Source organism: Nonlabens sp. (genome assembly GCF_047636915.1).
In the GTDB taxonomy this organism is placed as follows: Bacteria; Bacteroidota; Bacteroidia; order Flavobacteriales; family Flavobacteriaceae; genus Nonlabens.
The window spans coordinates 26836-51293 of sequence record NZ_JBLIGN010000004.1; the positions used below are offsets into that span (position 1 = coordinate 26836).

Annotated in this window: 24 protein-coding genes; 7 read left to right on the forward strand and 17 right to left on the reverse strand. The window is 36.7% G+C overall.

The window, feature by feature from the left end:
• Positions 1-371: 371 nt before the first annotated feature.
• The 4 genes from ACJAT0_RS01355 to ACJAT0_RS01370 all read right to left on the reverse strand — a co-directional run bounded on the left by ACJAT0_RS01355 (position 372) and on the right by ACJAT0_RS01370 (position 5399).
• On the reverse strand, positions 372-1919 hold the full coding sequence (locus ACJAT0_RS01355) for a glycine--tRNA ligase (RefSeq protein WP_374003347.1): 1548 nt from the start codon (positions 1917-1919) through the stop codon (positions 372-374).
• A 193-nt stretch (positions 1920-2112) separates the two neighbouring features.
• Positions 2113-3540 carry a hypothetical protein gene (locus tag ACJAT0_RS01360; protein WP_415180206.1) on the reverse strand — a complete coding sequence of 476 codons (1428 nt, stop codon included), beginning with the start codon at positions 3538-3540 and terminating at the stop codon, positions 2113-2115.
• Between the two features lie 9 nt (positions 3541-3549).
• Positions 3550-4290, reverse strand: a complete 741-nt coding sequence (locus tag ACJAT0_RS01365) for a glycosyltransferase family 2 protein (protein ID WP_415180207.1) — start codon at positions 4288-4290, stop codon at positions 3550-3552.
• Between the two features lie 227 nt (positions 4291-4517).
• Positions 4518-5399 carry a hypothetical protein gene (locus ACJAT0_RS01370; protein WP_415180208.1) on the reverse strand — a complete coding sequence of 294 codons (882 nt, stop codon included), beginning with the start codon at positions 5397-5399 and terminating at the stop codon, positions 4518-4520.
• Positions 5400-5564: 165 nt separating this feature from the next.
• Here ACJAT0_RS01370 and ACJAT0_RS01375 point away from each other — a divergent pair, with 165 nt between their 5' ends.
• On the forward strand, positions 5565-6131 hold the full coding sequence (locus ACJAT0_RS01375) for a ComF family protein (RefSeq protein ID WP_415180209.1): 567 nt from the start codon (positions 5565-5567) through the stop codon (positions 6129-6131).
• A 276-nt stretch (positions 6132-6407) separates the two neighbouring features.
• A complete protein-coding gene (locus ACJAT0_RS01380; protein ID WP_415180210.1) occupies positions 6408-7175 on the forward strand; it encodes an enoyl-CoA hydratase/isomerase family protein in 768 nt (255 codons plus the stop codon).
• A gap of 85 nt (positions 7176-7260) precedes the next feature.
• Here the strand turns inward: ACJAT0_RS01380 and ACJAT0_RS01385 are convergent, their stop codons facing one another.
• The 11 genes from ACJAT0_RS01385 to ACJAT0_RS01435 form a co-directional block, all read right to left on the reverse strand.
• Positions 7261-8418 (reverse strand): metal ABC transporter permease, encoded by a 1158-nt coding sequence (locus ACJAT0_RS01385; RefSeq protein WP_415180211.1) that lies wholly within the window; start codon positions 8416-8418, stop codon positions 7261-7263.
• Positions 8415-9527 (reverse strand): metal ABC transporter permease, encoded by a 1113-nt coding sequence (locus tag ACJAT0_RS01390; RefSeq protein ID WP_415180212.1) that lies wholly within the window; start codon positions 9525-9527, stop codon positions 8415-8417. Before ACJAT0_RS01390 ends, ACJAT0_RS01385 begins: the two co-directional genes overlap by 4 nt.
• Positions 9528-9666: 139 nt before the next feature.
• The gene (locus tag ACJAT0_RS01395) at positions 9667-10404 is read right to left on the reverse strand and encodes a metal ABC transporter ATP-binding protein (RefSeq protein ID WP_374004263.1); all 738 of its coding nucleotides are present in this window, start codon (positions 10402-10404) and stop codon (positions 9667-9669) included.
• Positions 10404-11312, reverse strand: coding sequence for a metal ABC transporter solute-binding protein, Zn/Mn family (locus ACJAT0_RS01400; RefSeq protein ID WP_415180213.1), 909 nt, complete (start codon positions 11310-11312; stop codon positions 10404-10406). Before ACJAT0_RS01400 ends, ACJAT0_RS01395 begins: the two co-directional genes overlap by 1 nt.
• A 97-nt stretch (positions 11313-11409) precedes the next feature.
• On the reverse strand, positions 11410-11883 hold the full coding sequence (locus tag ACJAT0_RS01405; RefSeq protein WP_415180214.1) for a thioredoxin family protein: 474 nt from the start codon (positions 11881-11883) through the stop codon (positions 11410-11412).
• Positions 11884-11893: 10 nt separating this feature from the next.
• Entirely contained in the window at positions 11894-14206 is a 2313-nt protein-coding gene (locus ACJAT0_RS01410) for a TonB-dependent receptor (RefSeq protein WP_415180215.1), read from the reverse strand.
• Positions 14206-14859: a metal-dependent transcriptional regulator gene (locus ACJAT0_RS01415; RefSeq protein ID WP_415180216.1), complete on the reverse strand. Its 654-nt coding sequence runs from the start codon at positions 14857-14859 to the stop codon at positions 14206-14208. The genes ACJAT0_RS01410 and ACJAT0_RS01415 overlap by 1 nt, the downstream gene beginning before the upstream one ends.
• A 97-nt stretch (positions 14860-14956) precedes the next feature.
• A complete protein-coding gene (nadD, locus tag ACJAT0_RS01420) occupies positions 14957-15547 on the reverse strand; it encodes a nicotinate (nicotinamide) nucleotide adenylyltransferase (RefSeq protein ID WP_374004258.1) in 591 nt (196 codons plus the stop codon).
• A complete protein-coding gene (gmk, locus tag ACJAT0_RS01425) occupies positions 15531-16130 on the reverse strand; it encodes a guanylate kinase (protein WP_415180217.1) in 600 nt (199 codons plus the stop codon). Before gmk ends, nadD begins: the two co-directional genes overlap by 17 nt.
• Positions 16130-17005, reverse strand: a complete 876-nt coding sequence (locus ACJAT0_RS01430; protein WP_374004255.1) for a YicC family protein — start codon at positions 17003-17005, stop codon at positions 16130-16132. The genes gmk and ACJAT0_RS01430 overlap by 1 nt, the downstream gene beginning before the upstream one ends.
• Positions 17006-17056: 51 nt before the next feature.
• On the reverse strand, positions 17057-17647 hold the full coding sequence (locus ACJAT0_RS01435; RefSeq protein ID WP_415180218.1) for a Crp/Fnr family transcriptional regulator: 591 nt from the start codon (positions 17645-17647) through the stop codon (positions 17057-17059).
• Between the two features lie 347 nt (positions 17648-17994).
• Between ACJAT0_RS01435 and ACJAT0_RS01440 the strand changes: the two genes are divergently transcribed.
• From ACJAT0_RS01440 to hemF, 4 genes are all read left to right on the forward strand, one after another.
• Positions 17995-18681, forward strand: a complete 687-nt coding sequence (locus ACJAT0_RS01440) for a uroporphyrinogen-III synthase (protein WP_415180219.1) — start codon at positions 17995-17997, stop codon at positions 18679-18681.
• Positions 18674-19699 (forward strand): uroporphyrinogen decarboxylase, encoded by a 1026-nt coding sequence (gene hemE, locus ACJAT0_RS01445; RefSeq protein WP_374004252.1) that lies wholly within the window; start codon positions 18674-18676, stop codon positions 19697-19699. The genes ACJAT0_RS01440 and hemE overlap by 8 nt, the downstream gene beginning before the upstream one ends.
• Positions 19700-19926: 227 nt before the next feature.
• Positions 19927-20700, forward strand: a complete 774-nt coding sequence (locus tag ACJAT0_RS01450) for an EI24 domain-containing protein (RefSeq protein ID WP_415180220.1) — start codon at positions 19927-19929, stop codon at positions 20698-20700.
• A 29-nt stretch (positions 20701-20729) separates the two neighbouring features.
• On the forward strand, positions 20730-21635 hold the full coding sequence (gene hemF / locus ACJAT0_RS01455) for an oxygen-dependent coproporphyrinogen oxidase (RefSeq protein WP_415180242.1): 906 nt from the start codon (positions 20730-20732) through the stop codon (positions 21633-21635).
• 280 nt (positions 21636-21915) lie between these two features.
• On the opposite strand, the gene ACJAT0_RS01460 is transcribed toward hemF, so the two are convergent.
• Positions 21916-22155: a hypothetical protein gene (locus ACJAT0_RS01460; RefSeq protein WP_415180221.1), complete on the reverse strand. Its 240-nt coding sequence runs from the start codon at positions 22153-22155 to the stop codon at positions 21916-21918.
• Positions 22156-22905: 750 nt separating this feature from the next.
• Between ACJAT0_RS01460 and ACJAT0_RS01465 the strand changes: the two genes are divergently transcribed.
• On the forward strand, positions 22906-23406 hold the full coding sequence (locus ACJAT0_RS01465) for a hypothetical protein (RefSeq protein WP_415180222.1): 501 nt from the start codon (positions 22906-22908) through the stop codon (positions 23404-23406).
• 306 nt (positions 23407-23712) lie between these two features.
• Here the strand turns inward: ACJAT0_RS01465 and ACJAT0_RS01470 are convergent, their stop codons facing one another.
• Positions 23713-24456 (reverse strand): metallophosphoesterase, encoded by a 744-nt coding sequence (locus ACJAT0_RS01470; protein ID WP_415180223.1) that lies wholly within the window; start codon positions 24454-24456, stop codon positions 23713-23715.
• Positions 24457-24458 lie beyond the last annotated feature (2 nt).

Here is a 24458-nt window from a genome sequence, read left to right on the forward strand (position 1 = left end):
AAAATTACAATACCGCATCCACCTTTCCAACCAAAACTCGTTGCACTCGTCTTGCCCATCCCAGAAATTTGTTTTAACAAATTATCAGGGACTGAGGAAAGGAGCTTTTAATGAATTGGTTTTTTTAAGATTTAACCTGCCATCTATAAATGTTGGCACTGTATGCATCTGTTCTCGATGTTATTCCTGAGAATAGTATCCTGCTGGTTCGACGGTAACAAAACATGCCAAGACAAATACTCAGCAGGTTGATTCCCATAAATTTTAAAACAAAAAAGGCCCAGAATTAATTCCGAGCCTTTTATTTATATCATTTTTAGTCTGTCGAGGATTGTCAATCCGTCTGTCATCGATCAGTTGGTCTTCAAAATTTATATCTTCCTCAGCCACGTACTCATGGCTACACGAGTTTCTAGGTAGTTTTTCAAATCCTTGATTGCTATACGTTCTTGCGTCATGGTATCGCGATCTCTTACGGTTACCGCATGATCTTCTTTAGTATCGTGATCTATTGTTACGCAATAAGGCGTACCATTGAGATCCTGACGTGCGTATCGCTTACCAATAGAATCTTTTTCTTCGTAAGCTACTTTCATAAACCATTTTAAATCGTCTGCGATTTCGTTTGCTATTTCTGGAAGTCCATCCTTTTTTAATAAAGGTAAAATCGCTGCTTTTACAGGAGCAAGAACTGCTGGTAATTTTAAAACTGTACGTTCACCGCCGCCCTCTAATTTCTCATCAACTAAAGAGTTAGAAAAAACTGCTAAAAACATTCTATCTAGACCTATAGACGTTTCTAATACATAAGGAACATAATTTTTATTCTCTTCATGATCAAAGAACTGTAGTTTTTTACCGCTGTGTTCTTCATGAGCTTTTAAATCAAAATCCGTACGCGAGTGAATTCCTTCAAGTTCTTTAAAACCAAATGGGAAGTCAAATTCAATGTCGGTCGCTGCGTTTGCATAATGTGCCATTTTTTCATGATCGTGAAAACGATAGTTCTCATCGCCCATTCCTAAAGACCTATGCCATGCCATGCGCTTTTCTTTCCATATTTCAAACCATTCTAATTCTGTTCCTGGCTTAACAAAATATTGCATTTCCATTTGTTCAAACTCGCGCTGTCTAAAAATAAACTGACGCGCTACAATCTCGTTTCTAAAAGCTTTACCAGTCTGAGCGATTCCAAAAGGAATCTTCATACGACCCGATTTTTGAACGTTTGCAAAGTTGACAAAAATTCCCTGGGCCGTTTCTGGTCTCAAAAATAAATCGGTTGCTGTATCTGCACTAGCTCCTATTTTAGTACCGAACATTAAGTTGAACTGACGCACGTCGGTCCAGTTTTTAGAGCCTGTATCAGGATCAGCTATTTCCAGTTCTTCTATTAAGGCTTTTACACCAGCAAGATCTTCTACTTGTAACAATGCAGCAAGTCGTGCCGTAGGTTCTGTAGCCTTCTTCATATAGCCCATTACACGCGGGTTGGTCTCTGCATACATAGCTGCATCAAAGTCTTCACCAAAGCGTTTTGCTGCTTTATCAATTTCCTTATTTGCTTTTTGCAATTGCTTCTCACAATAATCTTCTACCAGAACGTCAGCACGATAGCGTTTTTTAGAGTCTTTATTATCAATCAATGGATCGTTAAAGGCATCAACATGACCAGAAGCTTTCCATACCGTAGGATGCATAAAAATTGCCGTATCTATTCCTACTATATCTTGATTGAGCTGCGTCATGGCCTGCCACCAGTATTCTCTGATGTTTTTCTTTAACTCGACTCCATTCTGACCGTAATCATAAACGGCACTTAAACCGTCGTAGATTTCACTAGATTGAAACACATATCCGTACTCTTTTGCATGAGAGAGTACTTTCTTAAACTGATCTTGGTCGTTGTTCTTTGCCATAGGTGCAAATGTAAAAAATTGTGAAGTAGAAAAGAGATGATTTTATTTATTTTGCTTTCTGTTTTCTTTTTAGAAAAATAAGTTGTTAAAAGGTAGCTTAGGGCAAAAGCGAGAACTACATCATGCTATTAAAAATAGATGCTTATGCTAAATTCGATTAGTGCGCGAGAGAGCACTAGATCCAACAAATAAACTACTCCAAAACCTTCTTAAAAATCTTGACAAAAACACGATTGCTTTCCAATGTTTCTATAAGCGTATAAGCACTAGAATGAATATAGTCATATTCTTCATCAGACAGATTGTTGATATTTGAGTAGATGACATATTTCCTCTTCCCTTCATATCCATCAATAATACGTTGATCACCATTGAGAAAGAAAAAATCTATAGCACCTTGACTAGGAAAAAAGGTTTCCACTTGTTCTAGTTCAATCTGATGATTATCAAAATACTGAATCGCTTTTTTCTGTAATTCATAATAAGGTAAATGCGCTAAGGAACTGTCCCATCCTTGAGCAATTTTATCCGGGTATATCCAAAAATGTCCTGACACAGTAACTGTTATCCATACCACAATAATCCCTCTCTTTAAGACAAGTGATAAAGATGAGTTCATTAGAAAAAATGCCGCACTCAAGGAAAAAAGCATGGTTACTGGCAGTAAATAACGATGTGCTAGCAAGCCAGCTGCCCACATCATGTTAATAGGAAATAACAAAACAAATATCAAAAGTGCTATTACTAGAATCCTGCCTTTTAAAATGCTCCAATATTTTTTTAAATAAATCGACCCTAAAATAACTGCAATTAAGACTGGAACTATCTTTCCAAAATCAAGTAATCGCCAAATATATACCCCTATATTTTTAGCAAAGCCGTTAAAACCTACTGTTTTGAAGGAAGCTGCCCAAGGTGAGTCATTGTGATAACCTATCCATCCTTTTGTAGTATAATGCCACAGACTAAAACCTATAAACACAAACAATGCTGGTAGATAAATAAAACTGCGCTTTACTAAATTTAGGAAGCTTTGTTTATATTTTTTAGTTAGTTCTACGTTGAACCATATATCTATGAATAAGAGACAAAGGCTTATCATCATACCTCTCATACTGGTTAAGAACAGAAAGATTATGGTTAGAGAAAGTAATTTTTTCTTATCAGTTAATATGAAATTAAAGGCCATAAAGAAGAACATTAATAGAGGAACATCAGGACTTACTAAGGTTATCTGACCTAATAAAACTGTATCTATCAAGAGTAATAAGAACACTATTCCTTTATGGTTATCATTAAAAAAATAAGATACCAATTTATGAATTTGCCAAAACAACCCAAGAATGAATGGAAGCATGACTAAATGACTTACAAATAAAGTTCTTCCAAAAACCTTCCATGCAAACGCGATATAAATTCCGAAAGCTGGAATATGACCGCTATCTATCCTTTTAGGTAACAGAAACTCGCTAAAATTATTCTCATAGTAAAAGTTAGCGTGTAAGGAACCCAATTGAACCGTATCCCAGAAAAAAGCATTTTCCAAAGTAGCAATAAATAAAAACAGAATGAGAATAATCGCCATTGCGTAAAACAAGAAGGTGAACTGATTAGGTTTCATTTTTATATTTTATTTGAATATTTTGAACTTGATTCCTAAATTACGGTGTGAGAAATATTGAATAGAAGTTCCTAATACTCCAAAGCCATATTTGGTGCTTCGTGCAAAATTTATGGAAGATGCTTCTTCAAAATACTTTGTAGGACAGGTTATCTCAGCAATCTCAAAGTTTGCCATACATATTTGAGCCAGCATTTGATTGTCAAAAACAAAATCATCTGAATTTTTATGGATATCTATCTTCTGGAAGATCTCACTAGAAAAAGCACGATAACCTGTGTGGTATTCGGCTAGTTTTTGATTCATTAATATATTTTGAAACAAAGTTAAAAATCTATTGGCAATATATTTATAGACTGGCATCCCACCATTTAAGGCTCCTTTTCCTAAAATACGCGAACCTAAAACTACTTTATACACATCGTTTGCTATTAAATAAGCCATGGAATGTATAAGCTTAGGTGTGTATTGATAATCTGGATGCAGCATGATAATAATATCTGCTCCTAGTTCTAATGCTTTGCGATAACAAGACTTTTGATTAGCTCCATAGCCTTTATTTATATCATGTCTTATGACATTTTTGATTCCTAGCTGCGCAGCAATTTCACTGGTATTATCTGTACTAGAATCATCCACAAGAATAACAGCATCAACAATGTCAAAAGGAATTTCGTTATACGTTTTTTCTAATGTTCTAGCAGCGTTGTATGCTGGTAGAACCACTATAATTTCAAGATTATTTATCAAATCCTTATCTGGTTAGTTCCTATTCAAAATTAGTGAATAGTATGTTATTAAAACTCATTCGCGAAAGCAAAAAAAACATCGAGCTTCCTGATAATCAATAAATAAGGTGAACATTCTTAGATAGTTGCCTTAAATAAAGGGAAACAAAACATCACACAGCATCATTTATAATGTTTAAATAAAAAAGCACGCTAAAAAGCGTGCTTTGCAAAAATTATAATGGATAGCTACCTCAACGTAATCTCGTTGCTACTCAAACGTATAGGTCCATTATACAAATTGATTCTATAACGACCTTTGATAATCAAGTCTTCATTTGCGTTGACGAGTTCACACAGGTCCAATTCTTTTCCCTTGTAATTGAATGGCAGTTTCTTAGAATAGGTGAGTTTCTGCCCATCAAATTCTTCTGTTTTATTTAATCCAAGAACATTATTATCTGGATTGATGACTTGAAGGTAGAATGAAGTAACACCTAAAGCTGCCAGTGAATTCTCTGGAAGTGTAAAACACACTTTGATATCGTCCACACGACTAGCGCGATCGTTTTCTATTTGCTTCCCAGAGTTTCTTATGATAACCCCTACAGAAGCAAAATTAGTTGGTATTAACGCTGCTGCACGAGACATGTTAGAATTCAGGTTTTCAATGGTAGCGTTTTGATCTTGAGTTTTAGTTATCTGACTATTCAGTGCCGCTAGCGTGCTGTCATTTACTACAGAAAGGTTTTTATTGATAACCTCTAAGGTATTGATGCGGTCTTGAAGCAAATTGCGTTGCTTTTTTATGTTTCCTAATTCTTTGCGTAATATAGAAATCACTTTTACGTCTGTTTCTAAATTACTAACACTGTCCACTAACCTTGTAATGCGATCTCTTGCGTTTATAAGTTCTGAGCTAAGAGCGTTTCCTTTATCTATCTCTAGCGTGTAATCTGCCTCTATATTTTCCAATTCATTTTGGATCTGGGATTTCTCGTCGTTCCATTCTATTTTAATACCTTCATTTTCTTGATAGGTTTTATACGACCACACTCCTAGTCCTATAAGGCTAATAAGTAAAATTGCTAATAAAACAATTAGAATTCGGTTGTCTTTTTGCTGTGCCATGTTGGGTTGTTTATCTTTATAACGCGCTAATTTAAAAAATAATTTGTTCTGAGCTGGTATTCTGATTTTATTAACTTGTTCTTCCCTGTGGTTTGCATGGGTTGCGATCGCAGCTTAACCATGGGCGAGCAGGTTATTTGCACGGCCTGCAGGTCTGAAATACCAATGGCTCTCAATCATTTAGATAAGGATGATAAAGTGAAGGAACTTTTTTTTGCACGAGTAAATGTGCAAACGGCAACAAGTTTATTTTATTATGAAAAAATAGGGGTTGTCCAGCAATTGATCCACCAGTTAAAATACCGTGGTCAGGAAGAAGTTAGTTATTTTTTAGGAAAATGGATGGCTGCAGCGCTTCAAGATGATCCTGCTTTTAAAGATATCAATCTGGTAATTCCAGTACCTGTACATCCTAAACGACTTGCAAAAAGAGGCTATAATCAAGTAGATGGTTTTGGAAAAGAACTGGCAGTAGTTTTGGGAGCACGCTTTCGCGAAAGCGTGCTCATTAAAAGCCGCAACACCATCAATCAAGCTCAATTGGGACAAATAAAACGCAGTGATGAAACCCAATCGCCCTATGAACTGATGGAACATATTCCTCCAGGAACGCACATTCTTCTAGTGGACGATGTCATTACTACTGGAACAACGCTCGCGCTTTGCGCAAAAGAATTGCACAAAAACCCAGGTGTTCAACTTTCTATTGCCACCATGGCGTTATCTGTTTAAAACAAGAATATGGCATTAGTAAACAGTCCATTTGATTAGCTAAGTGTAATTTTTAATTTTTCGTTCGATAAAATTTGACTTTAAAGGGTCTTTAGGAAGGAAAATGAAAGCGCTAAGTTTATCTGGAATCCGATAAGCAGTATCTGTAGATTATATAATTTGAAATTTATGATTTTCTCTCCTCCTGGTCTTAGTTTTAATTTTGTTTCTCCTTTTCTTTGATAAAGCCTGTTAATTTTCCACTATTTTTGTTTTATCAATCTTAAAAACAGAGCTATGAACAATATCCTTGTTGCTACCGCAAATAATATTACGACCATTACCATCAACCGACCTACTAAACTCAACGCGCTCAACAAGGAGACGATTGAAGAATTAAGTCAGGCGATATCTACTGCCGAAGAAGATGCAGATACACGAGTAATCATACTGACCGGAAGTGGAGAAAAAGCATTTGTAGCCGGAGCAGACATCTCAGAGTTTGCTGATTACTCTCCCGAGGAAGGAAAAAGACTGGCTGGACAAGGACAAGAATTACTTTTTGATGCGATAGAAAATTGTTCTACTCCAGTGATTGCAGCTGTTAACGGTTTTGCATTAGGTGGCGGACTTGAGCTTGCTATGGCAGCACATTTTAGAGTGGCAAGCGACAATGCAAAACTCGGACTTCCTGAAGTTTCTCTAGGTGTAATCCCAGGTTATGGCGGTACGCAACGTTTACCACAACTGGTAGGAAAAGGCCGCGCTATGGAGATGATCATGACTGCAGGAATGATAGATACTGCAACGGCACATTCTTACGGATTAGTCAACCATGTAGTGCCCCTTGAGGAATTGATACCAACTTGTGAAAAACTGGCTTCTAAGATCATGAGGAATAGCCCGATGGCTATAAGTGCCGCAATTGATGCTGTAAATGCGGGCTATATAGATGGAACTGATGGTTATCAAGCAGAAATAGACAACTTTGGTTCTTGTTTTGGTACCGATCAATTTGTAGAAGGAACAAGAGCCTTTTTGGAAAAACGAAAGGCAGAATTTTAGAAGTTTCACAATACAAAGAAAACTACATATCCTAAGGGGTGGAATTAATTCCGCCCCTTAGGATAGAGCCTGTGTATCGATCAATCTACCCTCTAAACAAAAAGAAATCGTTTTTCATATCCTCAATCTTTTCATCTTTGTTAGTAATAATATAGTCGAGTGCTCTTTCTGTGAAATCTAGACCTTTTGCAGTAAGAGACACGACTTGGTCCTGAAGGGTGATCATGTTGTTCTTTTGGGCCAGTTCCAGCACCGTTTTAGAACGCACTTTTCCCCAATTAATATGTTCTTGTAAATGACTTACTCGTCTTTCTTCCACACTATCGTGGTTGTTCAAATGGAGTAAAAAAGTGAGCAAAGAAACTTCAATACGCTGTCTTTTCTGACGAAAAATAACGGCAATCAAACCATTAGATGGTGCAAAAAGATAAACCAATAAAAATATCAGTCCTAGAACTGTTGTTATAGATCCACTGATAGAGGCATCTAACCAAACTGCAAAATAATAGCCGCCTATCGCGCTCATTATTCCAAATAATACAGATAGGAGAATCATTTTCTTTAAATGAGTAGTAATCAGGTAAGCCGCTGCTGCCGGTGCAATCATTAAAGCAACTACGAGAATAGCGCCTACGGCATCAAAAGACACCACGGTAGTTACCGAAGCAATACTCATCAACCCATAGTGCATGAATACGGGAGAAAACCCTAAAGCCGATGATAATCCAATATCAAAGGTGCTCAATTTCAACTCTTTATAAAACGCAAAAAGCAATACTAGCGTTATTAATAACGTAATCGAAATAGTCCACATACTCTTAGGTCCATAACTTACGTGATCAATCATTAATTTATCGAAAGGAGCATATTCAAGTCTTCCTACAAGAACAGCGTCTGCATCTAGATGTATATCATTTGCATAAATAGAGATCAGTAATACGCCAATACTAAATAGAGCTGGAAACACCAGACCTATAGCGGTATCTTCTTTTACCAATCCTGTTTTCTGAATCGCCTCTACAAGAACTACGGTAATAAGACCGCTGAAAGCCGCTAACAATATCAACCAAGGAGAAGCGAGGTCTTCCGTAATAAAAAAACCAATGACTATTCCGGGCAAAATAGAATGACTGATAGCGTCACTAATTAGTGCCATTTTACGCAATACCAGAAATACTCCAGGTATCGCACAAGCAACCGATGTAAGACAAGCAATTAGTATTATAGCTAGCTCTGAATTCATGATTCTGGAATATTAGTATTGTACAAATTTTGAGCCGTTTCAAAACCTTCTTCTGTAAGGGACCAATCCTGACCTTGGATAGTGATCCAATGTTTATCTGCTAAAGCACTTAAAGTTCCTTTGGTATACCCTTGAAAACCGTTTAGTATTCTAATCGAGTGAGGTCTGGAAGTATCTTCATGCTTTTCCACAATTCCATACATAAAATACAATGTTTTCTTTAATTCTAGGTCCCTGCGATTTCTAATCAATCGGATCTGTTTGAATAAAATTCCACGACCAGGAGAAAAAATAAATGAAACACCCACAAATACTGCTGCGACGAGAACAATGACTGGACCGGTGGACAGGTTGTTATAGGAGGCACTTATTGCCGTCCCAAAAACACCAGAAAACGCACCAAATATAGCTGCTAAAATAACCATTGTTCCAAGGCTATTGGTCCATTGTCTTGCCGCGGCAGCAGGAGCGAGTAACATGGCACTCATCAATACAACACCTACCGTTTGTAAACCAATGACTATGGCTAGAACAATAAAAAAACTAATCAATCCATCTATAAAACGGGTGTTGAATCCTAAGGTCATCGCATAATCTTTATCAAACAACAACAACTTAAATTCTTTCCAAAACAACAGCATTACGGCGAGACTTATTCCAGTTACAATAACCATTAAAATGACGTCACTTTCTACTAAGGTTGCTGCCTGGCCAAAAAGATATTTGTCTAGTCCTGCTTGATTTGCATCAGGCTGCTTTTTCAAATAACTCAACACCAACTCACCAAATCCAAAGAACAGACTCAAAATCAAACCCAATGCTGTATCGGTTTTTAAATGTGTCTTAGTAACTATCCCACGTATCCATACCGTTCCTATAAAACCGCTGATTAATGCTCCAAGAAGCAACACATTAGAGTCTTTAAGGCCCGTAAACAAAAATGCGAGCGCTATTCCAGGTAATGCCGCATGAGAAATTGCATCTCCTAAAAGGCTTTGCTTTCTCAATACCGCAAAACTTCCTAACATACCACAAATGGCTCCCAAAACTGCTGTTCCCAGTGTAATGGTGCGTAGGGTATAATCGGTAAAGAAATCTATTAGTTCCATTTTAAAATCAAAATCAAAAAGAAAACTAAAATCAAGTTTAGCCTTCCATTTATCTATATTATTTATAGCCGTTCCGCTTTCGCGAAAGCGAGATTAGTATACTTATTTTACCTTATCAAAAGAAATTCTGAACACGTAATTATTTTTGAACCGCAACCTTATAATTGATCCCATAGGTTTTAGTCAAGTTATCATCATTAAAAATATCCTTTACTGGACCAGTTGCGATGTGTTTGACGTTTAAAAAAGTTACCCAATCAAAATATTCTGGTACAGTTTGTAAGTCGTGATGCACAACCACTACAGTTTTTCCAGCTTTTCTCAGTTCTTTTAGGATATTAATAATCGCAATTTCTGTAGTGGCGTCGACTCCTTGAAAAGGCTCATCCATAAAATAAATAGCTGCATTTTGCACTAATGCTCGCGCCAGAAAGATGCGTTGCTGCTGCCCACCTGAAAGTTGTGAAATTTGTCTGCCTTTGAAGGAAAGCATTCCAACTTTTTCTAATGCTTCTAACGCTTGTTTTTTTTGTTTAGCTCCAGGTCTTTTAATCCAGCCCAATGCTCCATAAGTTCCCATCATCACCACATCCAGTGCTGTAGTAGGAAAATCCCAGTCTACGCTTCCTTTTTGTGGTACATAAGCCACTTTATCCCGTTGTTTTTTATAAGGCTTGCCATAAATGGAAACAGACCCAGCTATAGGATTGATAATTCCTAGAATAGATTTGATTAAAGTTGATTTTCCAGCACCGTTAGGTCCTACAATTGCCATCAATACACCTTCTGGAATAGAGAGGTCTATATCCCAAAGCACCGGCTTATAATTATAAGCTACTGTAAGGTCATCTACCGCAACGGCTATTTTCTGTTCCATTATTTAAGTGCATTTACAATCGTATTCACATTGTGTTTATACATTCCTATATAGGTCCCTTCTCTAGTTCCCGCACTTCCTAATGCATCACTAAATAATTCACCTCCAATTTTTACATCATGATCTTGCGCATTTACCGCAGCTTGTAAAGCTTCTACCGTACGTCGCGGCACACTACTTTCTATAAAAACTGCTTTGATATTATTATCGATGATGAATTGAGTAATTCTTTGAACATCTTTCACACCTGCCTCTGTTGCCGTAGAAATCCCCTGTAAACCAACGACCTCAAAATCAAATGTTCTGCCGTAATAATTAAAAGCATCGTGGGCTGTTACGAGAATTCTTTTCTCTTTAGGCAATTCTTCTACCTTTTTATCAAGATAGGTTTGGAGCTGTTTTAACTTCTTTAAATATACATCTCGATTTGCTTCAAAGGCCTTTGTATTTTCTGGATCTAATTCTGAAAGTCTTTTAGTCACATAAACCGTGATCTCATTCCAATATCCCAAATCAAACCATATATGCGGATCGTAATTACTAGCAAAGTAAGCGCTCCCTATTAGGGTCTTCTCTTCTACTCCATCACTAATCGCAATGGTCGTTTTTGCTTGTTCGTTCATCTTTTCAAAAACCTCAACCAGCTTGCCTTCTAGATGCAAACCATTGTAAAAAATCACGTCAGCACGATCTAACTTTCTAAAGTCGCCCTGACTGGCTTTGTACAAATGCGGATCTATACCGCTGCCCATAAGCCCATTTACTTCGATCAAATCGCCACCTATATTCTCTACGAGATCTGTAATCATAGTCGTGGTAGTGACAACTTTGAGCTTGCCATTTTCTTCTTTTTTATCTCCACAGCTTATCAGTAATGAGACTGTTAAGAGGAATAATATTTTTTTCATGAGATTTTATTTTATTGTTAGGCTTTCGCGAAAGCGAGATTGTATAGACATCAAATGATTCCTAAGGATTCTGTTTTTATATATTCCTGATTTAGCATTAAATAAATTGGGTTAATATTTTAGTGACTTCCTGTTCATCTAAAAACCCTGAATACTGGTAAAGTATCTCAAGGTCTTTATTTATAAGTACAAGTACTGGGTATGATTTGTCTTCGTTTTGACTCAACAACTCTTGAGCTATTTCGTGGATTCCAGTTCTATGGCCAGTAGGTTTGTAACTAAATTTTACATTTTTAAAAATTACATCTTCTTTACTTTCTGCATCAAAAGGAACGTAATAGAAATTCTGATTCATTATTGCTGTTACTTTTTTATCTGTAAAGGTGTCTTCTATCATTGCTTTACAGTATGTACACCATTGTGTGTGTAAAAAAATAACAGCTGGTTTATCTTCTTGCTCAAATACTAAATCCAGTTCTTCAAAACTATAGTTTTTTACAGTGCTGCTTTTTTGGGCAACCGTTACTAACGGAAGCAAACAACCTAATATGATAAGTAAAACAGTTTTCATAAACTTCATATTAATTAATACGGAATCTAAAACCTAAAAAACCTCTTATTCCTTGATTACTGGCATATACATAACTTGGGTCAAAGGTAAGTGCGTTAGGGTTGTTAGGTGTGGCAACAGCCTGTCCACTTTGATCAAATTGTACACCTTCATCAAATGGGTCAAATGCTCTTGCAATACTATTAGATGCCGGCGTAAAGTTCAAAAGGTTTTTAACACCGCCATAAACTTCCCATTGGGTCCCAAAAGTTTTAGAAAGCTGGATATTTTGAACGCTAAATACTGGTGAAAATTCATCTCTAGGATCGGTATCGCTTATAAGAGGTAATCTCATAGGCCCATAAATATTTCCTGTATAATCAATGTTTAAATCCCAAGGTTTAATCTTGTAACTTATACTCCATACACCACTATATCCTTCGGTTAATCTTTGTCTTGTACGCACTCCATCTTCCGTGATGGACACGTCTTGTAACGTGGCACCGGCTAAAACTTTTAATCCGTTTCTAAAGACAACATCTGCATTTAAAGAGATTCCTTGAGAAACTGAAAATCCATCTAGATTGCTATAAATAATCCTGTTAAAATCAGTCTCATAATCTGGCAGTATTCTATTGGTAAAATAGGTGTAGAATGCTGTTGCGTCCAAGTTAAAAAAGGTCTTGTTTTTAGTTCTAAAGGTTTTCACATAATTCACATTTCCATTCCAGGACGTTTCTGGCTCTAATTCTCCTTCAAAAACAACTTCTCTAGCACCAGTTAGTGCCGCGTGATCTTCTGTAAATACATTTGCAACTCTAAAACCGTTACCAGCACTTAGCCTTAGGACGTTAGATTTATCTCGAGAAGACCACTTGTAGTTTACACGTGGTGAAAACACATTTCCATGAATACTATTGTAATCATATCGCACACCTAACAATAACTTTTTGCGATCTGTAATAGCTATTTCATCTTGTACAAATACTCCTGGTAAATGAATTACAGATGGTTGGTCTCCCAAACCGTCAGCGGTTGCGGTCGCAAAGGTATTGTCGTTATAATAGGTATATCGATAAGCTGCACCTGCGAGTAAATCATGTGAAGAACCTAACTTCTTACTCCAAGTAAACTGACCAAATCCTATGTATTGATCTGCATCATACGAAGTGGTTCCATAAAATGAATCTTGTGAATGTCCATTCCCACTAAATTGAAAGCTCAAATCCTCATCAGTAGGCAAATCATATCTTCCAAAGGTTTCCCATCTGCTGGTATAAATACTTTCTCCATAAACCTCATCTCCACCCAGGTCTGCGCTAGTCCAGTCCATCTCGCCGCCCCATCTATCTTCATAAACATACCTTCCTGCCATGGAGAATAACTTGCCGTCCTCTCTATCAAAGTTTATTTTATTAAAAATAGAAATTCTATTCTGCAAAGTCATGTCAGTAAATCCGTCACCGTTATTATCAATTGGATTCTGATAATTAAAATAACTAACCCCTAAAATACCAGAGATCTCATCTGACAATTGATAACCTGTTCCAATATCTGTACTTACTTCACCCCATGATGTAGTGAAATTATCAAAGCTTAGCTTATTTGCTCCTGTTGGTTTTTTAGTTATTACATTGATCACTCCACCTACTGCTTCAGAACCATATAAGGTAGATGCCGGACCTTTAACAATCTCCACTCTCTCTATAAGTGCTTGGGGAATACCAGTAAGACCATATACCGTAGATAGACCACTTACTATAGGTAATCCATCAATCAACACCATGGTATAAGGACCTTCTAGACCATTTATGTGTATATCTCCCGTATTACAAACACTACAATTAAGTTGTGGCCGTACACCGTTTACATTTTGTAGAGATTCAAAAATGGAAGGGGTTGGGTTTTTCTTAAAAAAGCTTTGAGTATACACCTCAACGGGCACAGGACTCTCTAACTTACTAACTGGCTTGAGAGTACCCGTAATGACTATTTGATCTAAAGAACCTAGGTCTTCTTTTAAATTTATTTGGAGTAGATATGGTTTTTTATCGCCACTTAAATTCACCTCGGCAACAAAACTTTGATAGCCTATTGCACTTACACTAATTTTGACGAGTCCTTGTGGTAAATTTTCTAATTTAAAAACTCCATTTTTATCAGAAGAAGTTCCTTTTTTCAGTTTTGGCAAGAATATGTTTGCAAAGGGAACTACTTCATTTGCACTAGTAATTACACCTTCTATGGTAGAAGTGCTTTTAATTTCCTTTTGTACAAATTCTTGTGCGGCACTTAAATTTGAAATAAAAGCTAAAGCAATAAAATTCCATTTTAATTTCTCCATCATTTAATTTTGACAAATAAACTTTCTACTGTTTGCTTTGATATATATAATTCTCGACCATCAGACTTAACGCGGCAAGAACCGTCAAATTCTTCTACTTCTAATAATTGAATTTGAGCACCTAGATTGATCTCGTGTTTATCTAAGTATCGTAAAAAGTCTCTTGAGGTATTTACAACCCCTGTTAAAACAGCTTGCTGCCCTATTTGTAAATCCCCTAAAGCTACTTGAGTATATTTCTCATAATTACCTTTAGAATCTGGGATGGGATCTCCATGTGGGTCATGTTTAGGGTAATTCAAAAACTTATCTAGCTCATTAGTTAATTTAGGAGACTGAATGTGCTCTAATTGCTCAGCGATTTCATGAACCTCATCCCAAGAAAAATTTAACTTTTCAACAAGAAAAACTTCCCATAGCCGGTGTTTTCTTATGATCTGATTTGCACATTGGACTCCACTTTCTGTAAGCTTTACTCCTTTGTAAGGAATATATTCTGCTAAATTTTTATCAGAAAGCTTTTTAAGCATATCTGTAACTGACGATGCTTTGGTCTTCATACGTCCAGCAATATCATTTGTAGAAACGAGGGCTTGACCTTCTTGAAGGTGGTAAATAGCTTTGATATAATTCTCTTCAGAAATAGAATGCATATGGCAAAGGTAAAATATTATTTTTGTAAAGGTAAACTAATTTTTAGTCTTGCCTAAAAATAGGTATATAAAAAATCTATACTCCTTTCTAACTTGTCTATTTATAGAAATTCATTTCTTCCACATAGTTTTGCACTTGATAGTGCATAAAATATCTGAGATCTTTTCCGGTAGCTATGCCTTGACGTATCATTGTAGAAGAGATTTCTATGATAGGCGCTGGTACAGAAGTTATTTTAGGATGATTGATAAATTGTTCCGGTATCTTTCCAGAAGAAACTCGAGGATACACAATAATACTATAATCTTCCAAAAGCACTTTATAATTCTTCCATTTGTGAAGACTTTTTAAATTATCTTCTCCCATAATCAAAGTGAAGTTTATATCAGGATATTTTTCTGATAGATGTGCCAGTGTATGCACCGTATAGCTAGGTTGAGGAAGACCAAATTCAATATTACTTACCTTAATCTTATCATAATCATCGGTTGCTAGATGCACCATATGCAACCTTTGATAGTCGTCCAGCAACGTGTTTTTCTTCTTGTGAGGATTATGTGGTGTAACTACCATCCAAATTTGATCGAGGTCACTATTTTCCACCACATAATTTGCAATAGCCAAGTGGCCTATGTGCACTGGATTAAAGGTGCCAAAATATAAACCTATGTTATTCTTTTTCGTCATTACTGACTTTTTTATTTATAAACCCGTAAACTATTTCATAAGCACTGCTCTTTGCCGCAGCTAGATCATCATTTCTTATAATAACATCAAATTGTGGAGCCGTTGCCATTTCTGTACTTGCTTTTGCAACACGCATAGCGATCTTCTCTGCCGATTCTGTTTTGCGTTTCTTTAGACGTATCTGTAATTCGTTTATAGATGGTGGCTTGACAAATATGGCCAGCGTTCGATTTGGAAACTTTTTCTTCAATCTTAGGCCGCCCACAACATCTATATCGAAAATGACATTTTTTCCTTCAGACCAAAGACGCTCTACTTCATTCTTTAATGTGCCATAAAACTGATCTTTATACACCTCTTCAAATTCCAGAAAGTCGTTTGCCCGTATGCGGCTCTTAAATTCCTGAATACCCAGAAAATAATAATCCTTCCCGTTTTGCTCTCCATCTCTAGCGCCCCTAGATGCAGCGCTTACGGAAAAAGCTAAATTCAACTCTTCTTTACTTAATAAATGTCTTACTAAAGTGGTTTTTCCAGCACCTGATGGCGCACTAAACACGATCAGTTTAGGTAATATTTCCATTACAGTACGTTGAGTAGTTGTTCCTTAATTTTCTCCAATTCGTCCTTCATTTGAACTACCATTTGTTGCATCGCAGCATGGTTTGCCTTGCTCCCTATAGTGTTTACTTCTCTGCCGATCTCTTGAGCTATAAAAGCTAATTTTTTTCCCTGGGATTCTGGAACGGTCATGGTTTCCGTGAAGTAATTCAGATGGTTTTCTAAGCGTACTTTTTCTTCTGTGATGTCGTACTTTTCCAGGTAGTAAATAAGTTCTTGTTCAAATCTATTTTGATCTACTTTTTCTTTGATTTCTGACACTGCTTTTTCAAGCCTTGTTCTCACATCTGCAAGCCTATCTATATCCTCTTCAACAACCTGTTCTAAGAGTAATTTGATATTTCTAATGCGTTTATTAAACTCCAATTCCAAAACATCTCCTTCATCCTTTCTAAATTCTTGAACAGCAAGAATAGCATTCTTTGTGGTTTCTTGAATGGCTGTAATATCTTCTTTTGCTGCTTCTTTACTTTCTTGAGAAAATACATCTGGGAATTTAGTGGCTATTTCTAAAAGTTGAATTTTATGCGAGTGGTTATCAAACATGACTCCGTCTAATTGACCCATTTGCCTCATATAGCTTTCCACCAATTCTAAATTTAATTTAGAATTAACTACCACACCTGTTTGTTCTACATAGACTGAAAAATCTACTTTTCCGCGAGAGAGTGATTTTGCTACAAGCTGTCGCAAAGGCAACTCCTGCTGTCTGTAAATAGAAGAAAGTCTAATATTAAGATCGAGATTTTTACTGTTAAGTGTTCTGATTTCAACAGTAATTTTTTTATCAGATAATTGATGAACAGCCTTACCATAACCTGTCATTGAAGTAACCATTGTTGTGCTTTTGATTGCAAAGGTAATGATTAAGAACAGGTATCGTTTTGTTTAACTTTTTGGCTTGTTCATTTTACCACGTAATCTACTTAAAGACTGCTGTCTTATCCCTAAAAATGAAGCGACTTCCTTTAGTGGCAACCTATCCACCATAAAAGCGTAACGCTCCATAAATTTAAGGTACCTTGTAGTGGCATCGTCACTGATCATTCTAGACTTTTCGTCAACCATATCGTGGTACCTCTTGAGCATGAGTTTATAAAACGCAGGAGATAACCCAGCATATAACTTACTCATATATTCAAAATCTTGATGCTTAAAGCAAAGTATTTCACCAGCCTCAACACATTCTATTTGCAGCTCTGAAGGTTTTTGATCAATAAAACTGTACATAGAAGTCATTATACCACCCTCTGCCACAAATCTAACCGTATGCATTTTTCCAAATTCATCTATGATACTTCCTTTAAGGACTCCGGACTTGACAATATAAATACTGTCAGTAACTTCACCTAAGTGCAACATTACCTGCTTCTTACGCATCTTTACAACCTCTAGCATACTAAATATTTCATTAGCATACTCCAATGACGGTCTGTCTCCTTCTCCAGTTAAATCGTGTAAAAACGATGGTAATTCCATACTAATTATTATGTTATTTTAATATTATCAGTTAGTAAAGATCGTATAAAACTATTGTTAAACAAAACTTTAGGCAAAATTACAATAAAACAAACTGACTCTATTAGTTTATAAATTTACAAATCTTTTATTGAAATTATCTTAAGGTATGTATAAATAATTTTATTTTACTTAAAATCGTTTATCAGTAATTATTAATCGATTAAAAGCAATTATTAACAGCTGCTACCGTCCAGCTATATCAAACAAATCCCCACATAAATTTCGGTGATTTTTACTCATACAACCGATTTTTTCCTGCCATACAGAAATCGGAGTGATTATTTAGCGCTTTAAACAACTGCTTAATGATCACAATAGGATATATTGCTATCCTTATGAAGGTCGATATCCTTTCCACCAAAACATTAACCGAGTCTCAGGTAGAATTAGTTCTAAATACCGGAATGAGCATTACGCATTACAATGTTCTAATTACGGAGCATAACTCCATTACTCCTAATGGGAATTGGGGTCATGTCATCATTACCAGTCAGAATGCGATACCTGCGGTCCTAGAAAATAGAGATCACATTAAACAAATCTCTTGTGTAGGTAATGTGACTTCTGATATTTTGATTTCCAATGGCATTACTCCTTTAGAAACGGCTGATCATTCAAGTGATCTTGCTTTAAAGTTAACCGACACCTATCCTGATCATTATTTTACTTATTTGTGCAGCAAGCAGCGTCGTGAAGAACTTCCAGCGTTATTTCTAGAGAAAAAAATACCTTTAAAGGAACTTATTGTCTATCGTTCTATTGCTGTCATGAAAAGCTTTGATCGTATTTTTGCAGCAGTAACTTTCTATAGTCCTAAAGGGGTACACGCTTTCGCAAAAGCGAATCAAAACAACAAGCCTTTAATCGCAATTTGCATAGGGGATACTACTGCCAGAACTGCTATGCATTACTATAAAAACGTAAAAATAGCAACAAAGCAAACCGTAGAAAACACACTGATAACAGCAATAAAAGCGTTACACAATGATTAAAAACGATCTTTTTTTAAAGGCTCTAAGGGGAGAAGAAGTAGCACGTCCACCCGTATGGATGATGAGACAGGCAGGAAGGTATTTACCAGATTTCATGAAGTTAAAAGCAAAATATGATTTCTTTACCAGGTGCCAGACTCCAGAACTAGCTACTGAAATAACAGTGATGCCCATTGACCAAATAGGCCCAGACGCTGCCATTCTTTTTTCGGACATTCTTGTGATTCCTCAAGCGATGAATATTGAGGTAGAAATGAAAAATGGCATAGGCCCGTGGTTGCCCCATCCTATTAGAACGGTAAAAGATCTCGATAGAGTGACCGTCCCAGACGTAAAAGACTCTTTGAGCTATGTCTTTGAAGCGATAGACATGACTAAAAAAGTACTAGACAACAGGGTGCCTTTAATAGGTTTTGCGGGTTCTCCGTGGACCATACTTTGTTATTGTGTGCAAGGACAAGGAAGCAAAAACTTTGATAAAGCAAAGGAATTTTGTTTTACCCAGCCAGAAGCGGCACATGTTTTATTACAGAGAATTACCGATACGACGATTGCTTATTTAAAAGAGAAAGTAACTCATGGTGTAGATGCAGTGCAAGTCTTTGACTCTTGGGGTGGGATGCTTTCTCCCACAGATTATCAAGAATTCTCATGGAATTATATTCAGCAAATTGTCGATGCTTTAAAACCACATACAGAGGTAATCGTTTTCGGTAAAGGATGCTGGTTTGCTTTAGGCGATATGGCAAAAAGTGGTGCCAGCGCTCTAGGGGTCGACTGGACATGTAGCGCCAGAAATGCACGTTATTTAAGTGGTGGAAATATAACTCTGCAAGGTAATTTTGATCCATCACGACTGTTCTCCCCGCCATCAGAAATAAAGAAAATGACCACTCAGATGATCAACGAATTTGGTAAGGACCGTTTTATAGCTAACTTAGGACATGGCATTTTACCTAATATACCTGTTGAAAACGCGCAGGCATTTGTGGATGCCGTAAAAGAATACGGTCAGTAGAATAAATTATTTATTTCTGCTTTTGTTTTTGTTATGTCTTATTGTTTTAATTGACGTAGCATGATACAAAGACTGTAAAACAGGTCCTAAAGAATTTAAATTCTCTATATGAGCTGCTGAAAAGGAATAAGATCTTATTTCTTTGTTCCGGTAGGCTGAAGTTTCATGCATTTGATTATCAAAGCAATTTTAAGATTGTGGTTTGGTACATAAAATTTAAAACAATTATGTTTAAAAACATTCTGAAAGGACTTACTTCTTACCAGGACAGCTTAAAACTGATCAATGAATTAAAGCTATGGAAGTTTTTTCTTGTCCCTATGGCCATCAGTTTTCTTTTTGGGATGGCAATTTTTTTTGCCGCTTATGGCCTCTCGGAGTATCTAGGAAGGTTTTTTGCTAAGGCTTGGATTTGGGAATGGGGAAAGGAGACCTTTACAAATATCGCGACTGGACTAGGCGGTTTAGTGATTTTGTTTTTAGGGTTTATTCTTTACAAACACGTGGTAATGGCATTGAGCGCTCCTTTTATGTCTCCTGTGTCTGAACGTATCGAAGAACATTTATATCCACAAGCAAGAAACCAAGTGCCATATAGAGACACTACCAACATGGAACAGTTGTGGCGTGGTTTGCGTATCACCTTACGTAACATAACCTATGAGTTAACGCTAACTATTCCGCTACTATTGTTGAGCTTTATACCTGTAGCAGGAATCTTTTTTACGATTCTAGCATTTGTCATTCAGGCCTATTATGCCGGTTTTGGAAACATAGATTACACCTTAGAGAGACACTTAAAATATAAAGATAGCATTCATTTTGTAAAGCGCCATCGTGGCATTGCTATAGGAATAGGGATTGTATTTATGGGAATGCTATTTATTCCCGTTATAGGGGTCATTCTCGTACTACCGTTCTCTGTAACCGCAGCTTCACGTGTGACACTAGAAGAAATGATTAAGGAAGAAAATTTAAACCTTCCTCATCCAGATCGCTAATCGGAAAACCCACAAATCAACGCTTCATGATTAAGGACCAGTTTTATAATTTCATTAAAGAACTTCAAAATACTATTACTTCAAAGTTAGAAGAAATAGATGGCAAAGCTACTTTCCATGAAGATGAGTGGCATCGCAAAGAAGGCGGCGGCGGTTTTTCTCGAATTCTTCAAGAAGGAAACGTATTTGAAAAAGGCGGCGTAAGCATTAGTGCTGTTCATGGAGATTTACCAGCGGCAATGCAAGCCTACTTTAAAGTAGAAGATTGTAATTTTTATGCCACAGGACTAAGTCTAGTATTGCATCCAGAAAACCCCATGGTTCCTACCGTACACGCAAATTTTAGGTATTTTGAAATGTACGATTCAACTGGTCAGGTAGTAGATTCCTGGTTTGGTGGCGGACTAGATTTAACTCCGTATTATTTATTTGAGGAAGATGCCCGTCATTTTCATCAAGTGTGTAAAGGCGTTTGTGATCGACATGAAATAGCAAATTACACACTTTTCAAGAAAAAATGCGATGCCTATTTTTACAACCCACATCGGGAGGAAGCGCGAGGTATAGGCGGTTTATTTTATGATTATTGTAAGGCTTCTGAGCAATTTTCTATGAAAGACTGGCTGGCATTTCAAATGGACCTGGCGCGTCATTTCCTCGACGCTTATGTTCCAATCGTAGAAAAAAGAAAAGACATATCCTATACCGCTGAGCAACGCAAATGGCAAGAAATACGTCGTGGCCGTTATGTAGAATTTAATCTCGTTCATGATAAAGGAACCCTTTTTGGGCTCAAAACAAATGGACGTATAGAGAGTATTTTGATGAGTCTTCCTCCTCACGTGCAATGGATTTATGACCACCATCCAGCACCTGGAAGTGAAGAAGAGAAGTTACTTAAAGTACTGCAAGAACCTGTTGATTGGGTTTTTTAACAAGAGAGTCTGGATGCTGAAATATGAAAAGTATACTTAGCCTTTGAAATTGCTTCGTCAGCTTTTAAGCAACTACAAAATTTACTTGAAATATTTTCCCTTTCCCGAAAGCAACCTGCTATTGTAAATTCGCAAAATAAACAATTGCCGCTAACACTATTAACGCAGCGCTAATGGATAAGAAAATCTTCCAAAAAGAATACGGTCGTATACCGTGAATTTTTTCCGGATTGAGACTAGCGCGTTGTAAATTATTAGGCACCCACCACAACCCAGCGACCTATTTCTTGAAAATTTGACAGGCTTGATCTTGTTTAAAATCAAGAGGAGCTAACGCTCCTAGCACCATCCGGTCGTCTTGATAGACCTCCTCAATCATCAATGGCAACGTACAGTATACGCAATGCAGAGATTTATAACTTTCTTCTACCAGCTGGTTTGCCCCACAATTACTAAAATACAACATAGAGATCTCCATGGAAGCTGCCGAATCGAGATTCCAGAAATTTGCAGCGTTCATAGCTTTGAATTGGCGCCGAAAGTGTGCAGGTTTATAGCATCATTGAGCTTCTAAACATCCATAAAGGCGTTAAAATTAGCTGATGCCATCACGTATTTAAGGTTATGATCACTCGAGTCAAACACGTATAATTAACGATCAATTGTTCCACTCTTTATTTCAAAGAAAAAAGATCATGGATGGAACAAATGAGGAGAATTCTTATCACCTATTTTAAAACCATCCCGTTGCGCATGTTCTCTTTAGGATCTGTACGTCTGCCCTATTCCTATTTTCCTTAGGATGCTACCCCTTTGAGGCCAGACAACTGCCTTGTTTTAGGATGGAATTTTTGAGCATTTGATGAAGATATAGAACTCAAAAAGTCTGGATTTATAGTTTTTTTACGAAAATCAAGGGGCAATCCCACTGTTTGTATCGTATGAATATCCAAAATAGCACACTTATATTTATGTTTATAAACGACTATAAAGTGTCAACAAAAAATAAAGGATTTCATTAAACCTGCCAAATTAGTTTAAAAGACTATTAATCAAGGGATAGGTCGTATTTAAAAAGTAATACACTACTAAAAACAAACACGACATTCATGAATCTAGACTGATAGTTTTTGCAGGATACTTCTATTATCCTGTACATTTATAGAATAACAGAGTATTCCATAGCATCCATTTGCTCTCTATGGAAACATCTTTTGGCATGCCAATTTTAAGAAGCAAAAATAAATTCTAACGATAAACACCCTTATTAATGAACTCTATCAAATTTTACATCGCTTTATACACTCTTCTGTTGGCGTCTTTTACGAGTTCCTCTCAATCAGAGTTTTCTGGGAGTTTAATACTCAACCAGCAGTTTGTTGGAGAAGATATCGGGATCAATTACGAAGGGCAAATCAACTACCAGATTCATCCTGACATTTCCATCGGTCTATCAGCTGCTCAGGCAAATATGAGTCCTGAAGATTCCGACAGGAACTATGATTTGGGTAAGTTTGGAATTCATATAAGTTATGCTTTTGGAAATTATGAGAACTTTAAATTTGAATCTATTGTAGGATTCTCTTATTTGCATTTTAGTGAAGATATCGTTCTAAAAGAGAATCAAGGTGCCGGATTGGACTTAGGAATTCAATTAGTTTTTGGAGCCATGAAAAAGCTCCACTACGGATTTAAAATAGTTACTAGTTACAGCAATATCTCACCAGGAAGTATAGTAAATACTGGAGTGTTTGTAACATATAATATATAAGGGCGTACCTACTTACCCTTCAAATATAGCCTATAATCGGTTGATTATTTACTCTCATTTCTCATAAAATAGAACCGTAGCTAAGCTGTGGTTCGGTTCTTTTGATCGGAATAACAAAAATAATTCAGGTTTTTTAATGACATTTAATAAGCCCATTTGCATAATATATATTCAGAGTCAATAGTTCGTTTTCAGGCCCACTGAACTAGAATATTTTACAGAAATTCAAAAAGTCATTCGTCTATTAAAAGAAGGTTTCTCTGGTGCTGCTGGTATTATAATCACGTTTAATGACAAAGGCGGCGATCAATTCCTACCATTCTCCTCTGTATAAAAAGTATATACGGGATCGCTTTGCCATATTTCTTTTGTCTCTACACACATGGCCGTTAAAGATCCTTTGTAGGCGGCTGCGGTATCGAGGTTCCATACATTTGCTGCATTCATAGGTTTGAATTGATCCCAACGATGCGTAGGGGTATGGCCTATAAAAATCTCTTTGTATAATTTTAATCGGTTGGGATACCTATCGTTATCTTCTTCTAGATGGGGATCTAAAGCCAGTGCCATTTCCCAAAGCGTGCGGTCCCAGTAGGTAATGTTTTCAAAATATTCATAATGAGGTCCGTTCAAGTTATGAAATCCTGCATGAAAGAATCCGTTGCCTTTCCATTCATAAAAATTGAGAAGGTCCTTTTTGAGAAACTCAAAATGCGCTTCAATTTCTTCTACCGTTCGGTTCTTATAACTTTCTAAGGTGCTTTGACCACCGTGTTTCAACCACATGGGATGGGGCTTTTCAGCTTTTAAATTTTCTACGACCAGATCATCATGGTTTCCTCGTAAATAAATAGGGACGGTTTGATGGCGTTGTTTCCGCTTTCGCGAAAACGAGATTAAAAAATCTACCACCTCATAACTTTGTGACCAGCCGTCTACATAATCTCCTAAGAAAATGAGCAGGTCGTCATCTTTTAAATCTATTTTATCAATCAATTGAACAAGCGCTTTATAACCGCCGTGAATATCTCCTATCGTAATGGTTCTCATGA

Bases quoted from the DNA above. Each gene is read 5' to 3' on its own strand.
- ACJAT0_RS01355 (WP_374003347.1), bottom strand. From the start codon at position 1,919: ATGGCAAAGAACAACGACCAAGATCAGTTTAAGAAAGTACTCTCTCAT.
- ACJAT0_RS01360 (WP_415180206.1), bottom strand. From the start codon at position 3,540: ATGAAACCTAATCAGTTCACCTTCTTGTTTTACGCAATGGCGATTATT.
- ACJAT0_RS01370 (WP_415180208.1), bottom strand. From the start codon at position 5,399: ATGGCACAGCAAAAAGACAACCGAATTCTAATTGTTTTATTAGCAATT.
- ACJAT0_RS01375 (WP_415180209.1), top strand. From the start codon at position 5,565: ATGGCTCTCAATCATTTAGATAAGGATGATAAAGTGAAGGAACTTTTT.
- ACJAT0_RS01380 (WP_415180210.1), top strand. From the start codon at position 6,408: ATGAACAATATCCTTGTTGCTACCGCAAATAATATTACGACCATTACC.
- ACJAT0_RS01385 (WP_415180211.1), bottom strand. From the start codon at position 8,418: ATGAATTCAGAGCTAGCTATAATACTAATTGCTTGTCTTACATCGGTT.
- ACJAT0_RS01390 (WP_415180212.1), bottom strand. From the start codon at position 9,527: ATGGAACTAATAGATTTCTTTACCGATTATACCCTACGCACCATTACA.
- ACJAT0_RS01395 (WP_374004263.1), bottom strand. From the start codon at position 10,404: ATGGAACAGAAAATAGCCGTTGCGGTAGATGACCTTACAGTAGCTTAT.
- ACJAT0_RS01400 (WP_415180213.1), bottom strand. From the start codon at position 11,312: ATGAAAAAAATATTATTCCTCTTAACAGTCTCATTACTGATAAGCTGT.
- ACJAT0_RS01405 (WP_415180214.1), bottom strand. From the start codon at position 11,883: ATGAAAACTGTTTTACTTATCATATTAGGTTGTTTGCTTCCGTTAGTA.
- ACJAT0_RS01410 (WP_415180215.1), bottom strand. From the start codon at position 14,206: ATGGAGAAATTAAAATGGAATTTTATTGCTTTAGCTTTTATTTCAAAT.
- ACJAT0_RS01415 (WP_415180216.1), bottom strand. From the start codon at position 14,859: ATGCATTCTATTTCTGAAGAGAATTATATCAAAGCTATTTACCACCTT.
- nadD (WP_374004258.1), bottom strand. From the start codon at position 15,547: ATGACGAAAAAGAATAACATAGGTTTATATTTTGGCACCTTTAATCCA.
- gmk (WP_415180217.1), bottom strand. From the start codon at position 16,130: ATGGAAATATTACCTAAACTGATCGTGTTTAGTGCGCCATCAGGTGCT.
- ACJAT0_RS01430 (WP_374004255.1), bottom strand. From the start codon at position 17,005: ATGGTTACTTCAATGACAGGTTATGGTAAGGCTGTTCATCAATTATCT.
- ACJAT0_RS01435 (WP_415180218.1), bottom strand. From the start codon at position 17,647: ATGGAATTACCATCGTTTTTACACGATTTAACTGGAGAAGGAGACAGA.
- ACJAT0_RS01440 (WP_415180219.1), top strand. From the start codon at position 17,995: ATGATCACAATAGGATATATTGCTATCCTTATGAAGGTCGATATCCTT.
- hemE (WP_374004252.1), top strand. From the start codon at position 18,674: ATGATTAAAAACGATCTTTTTTTAAAGGCTCTAAGGGGAGAAGAAGTA.
- ACJAT0_RS01450 (WP_415180220.1), top strand. From the start codon at position 19,927: ATGTTTAAAAACATTCTGAAAGGACTTACTTCTTACCAGGACAGCTTA.
- ACJAT0_RS01460 (WP_415180221.1), bottom strand. From the start codon at position 22,155: ATGAACGCTGCAAATTTCTGGAATCTCGATTCGGCAGCTTCCATGGAG.
- ACJAT0_RS01465 (WP_415180222.1), top strand. From the start codon at position 22,906: ATGAACTCTATCAAATTTTACATCGCTTTATACACTCTTCTGTTGGCG.
- ACJAT0_RS01470 (WP_415180223.1), bottom strand. From the start codon at position 24,456: ATGAGAACCATTACGATAGGAGATATTCACGGCGGTTATAAAGCGCTT.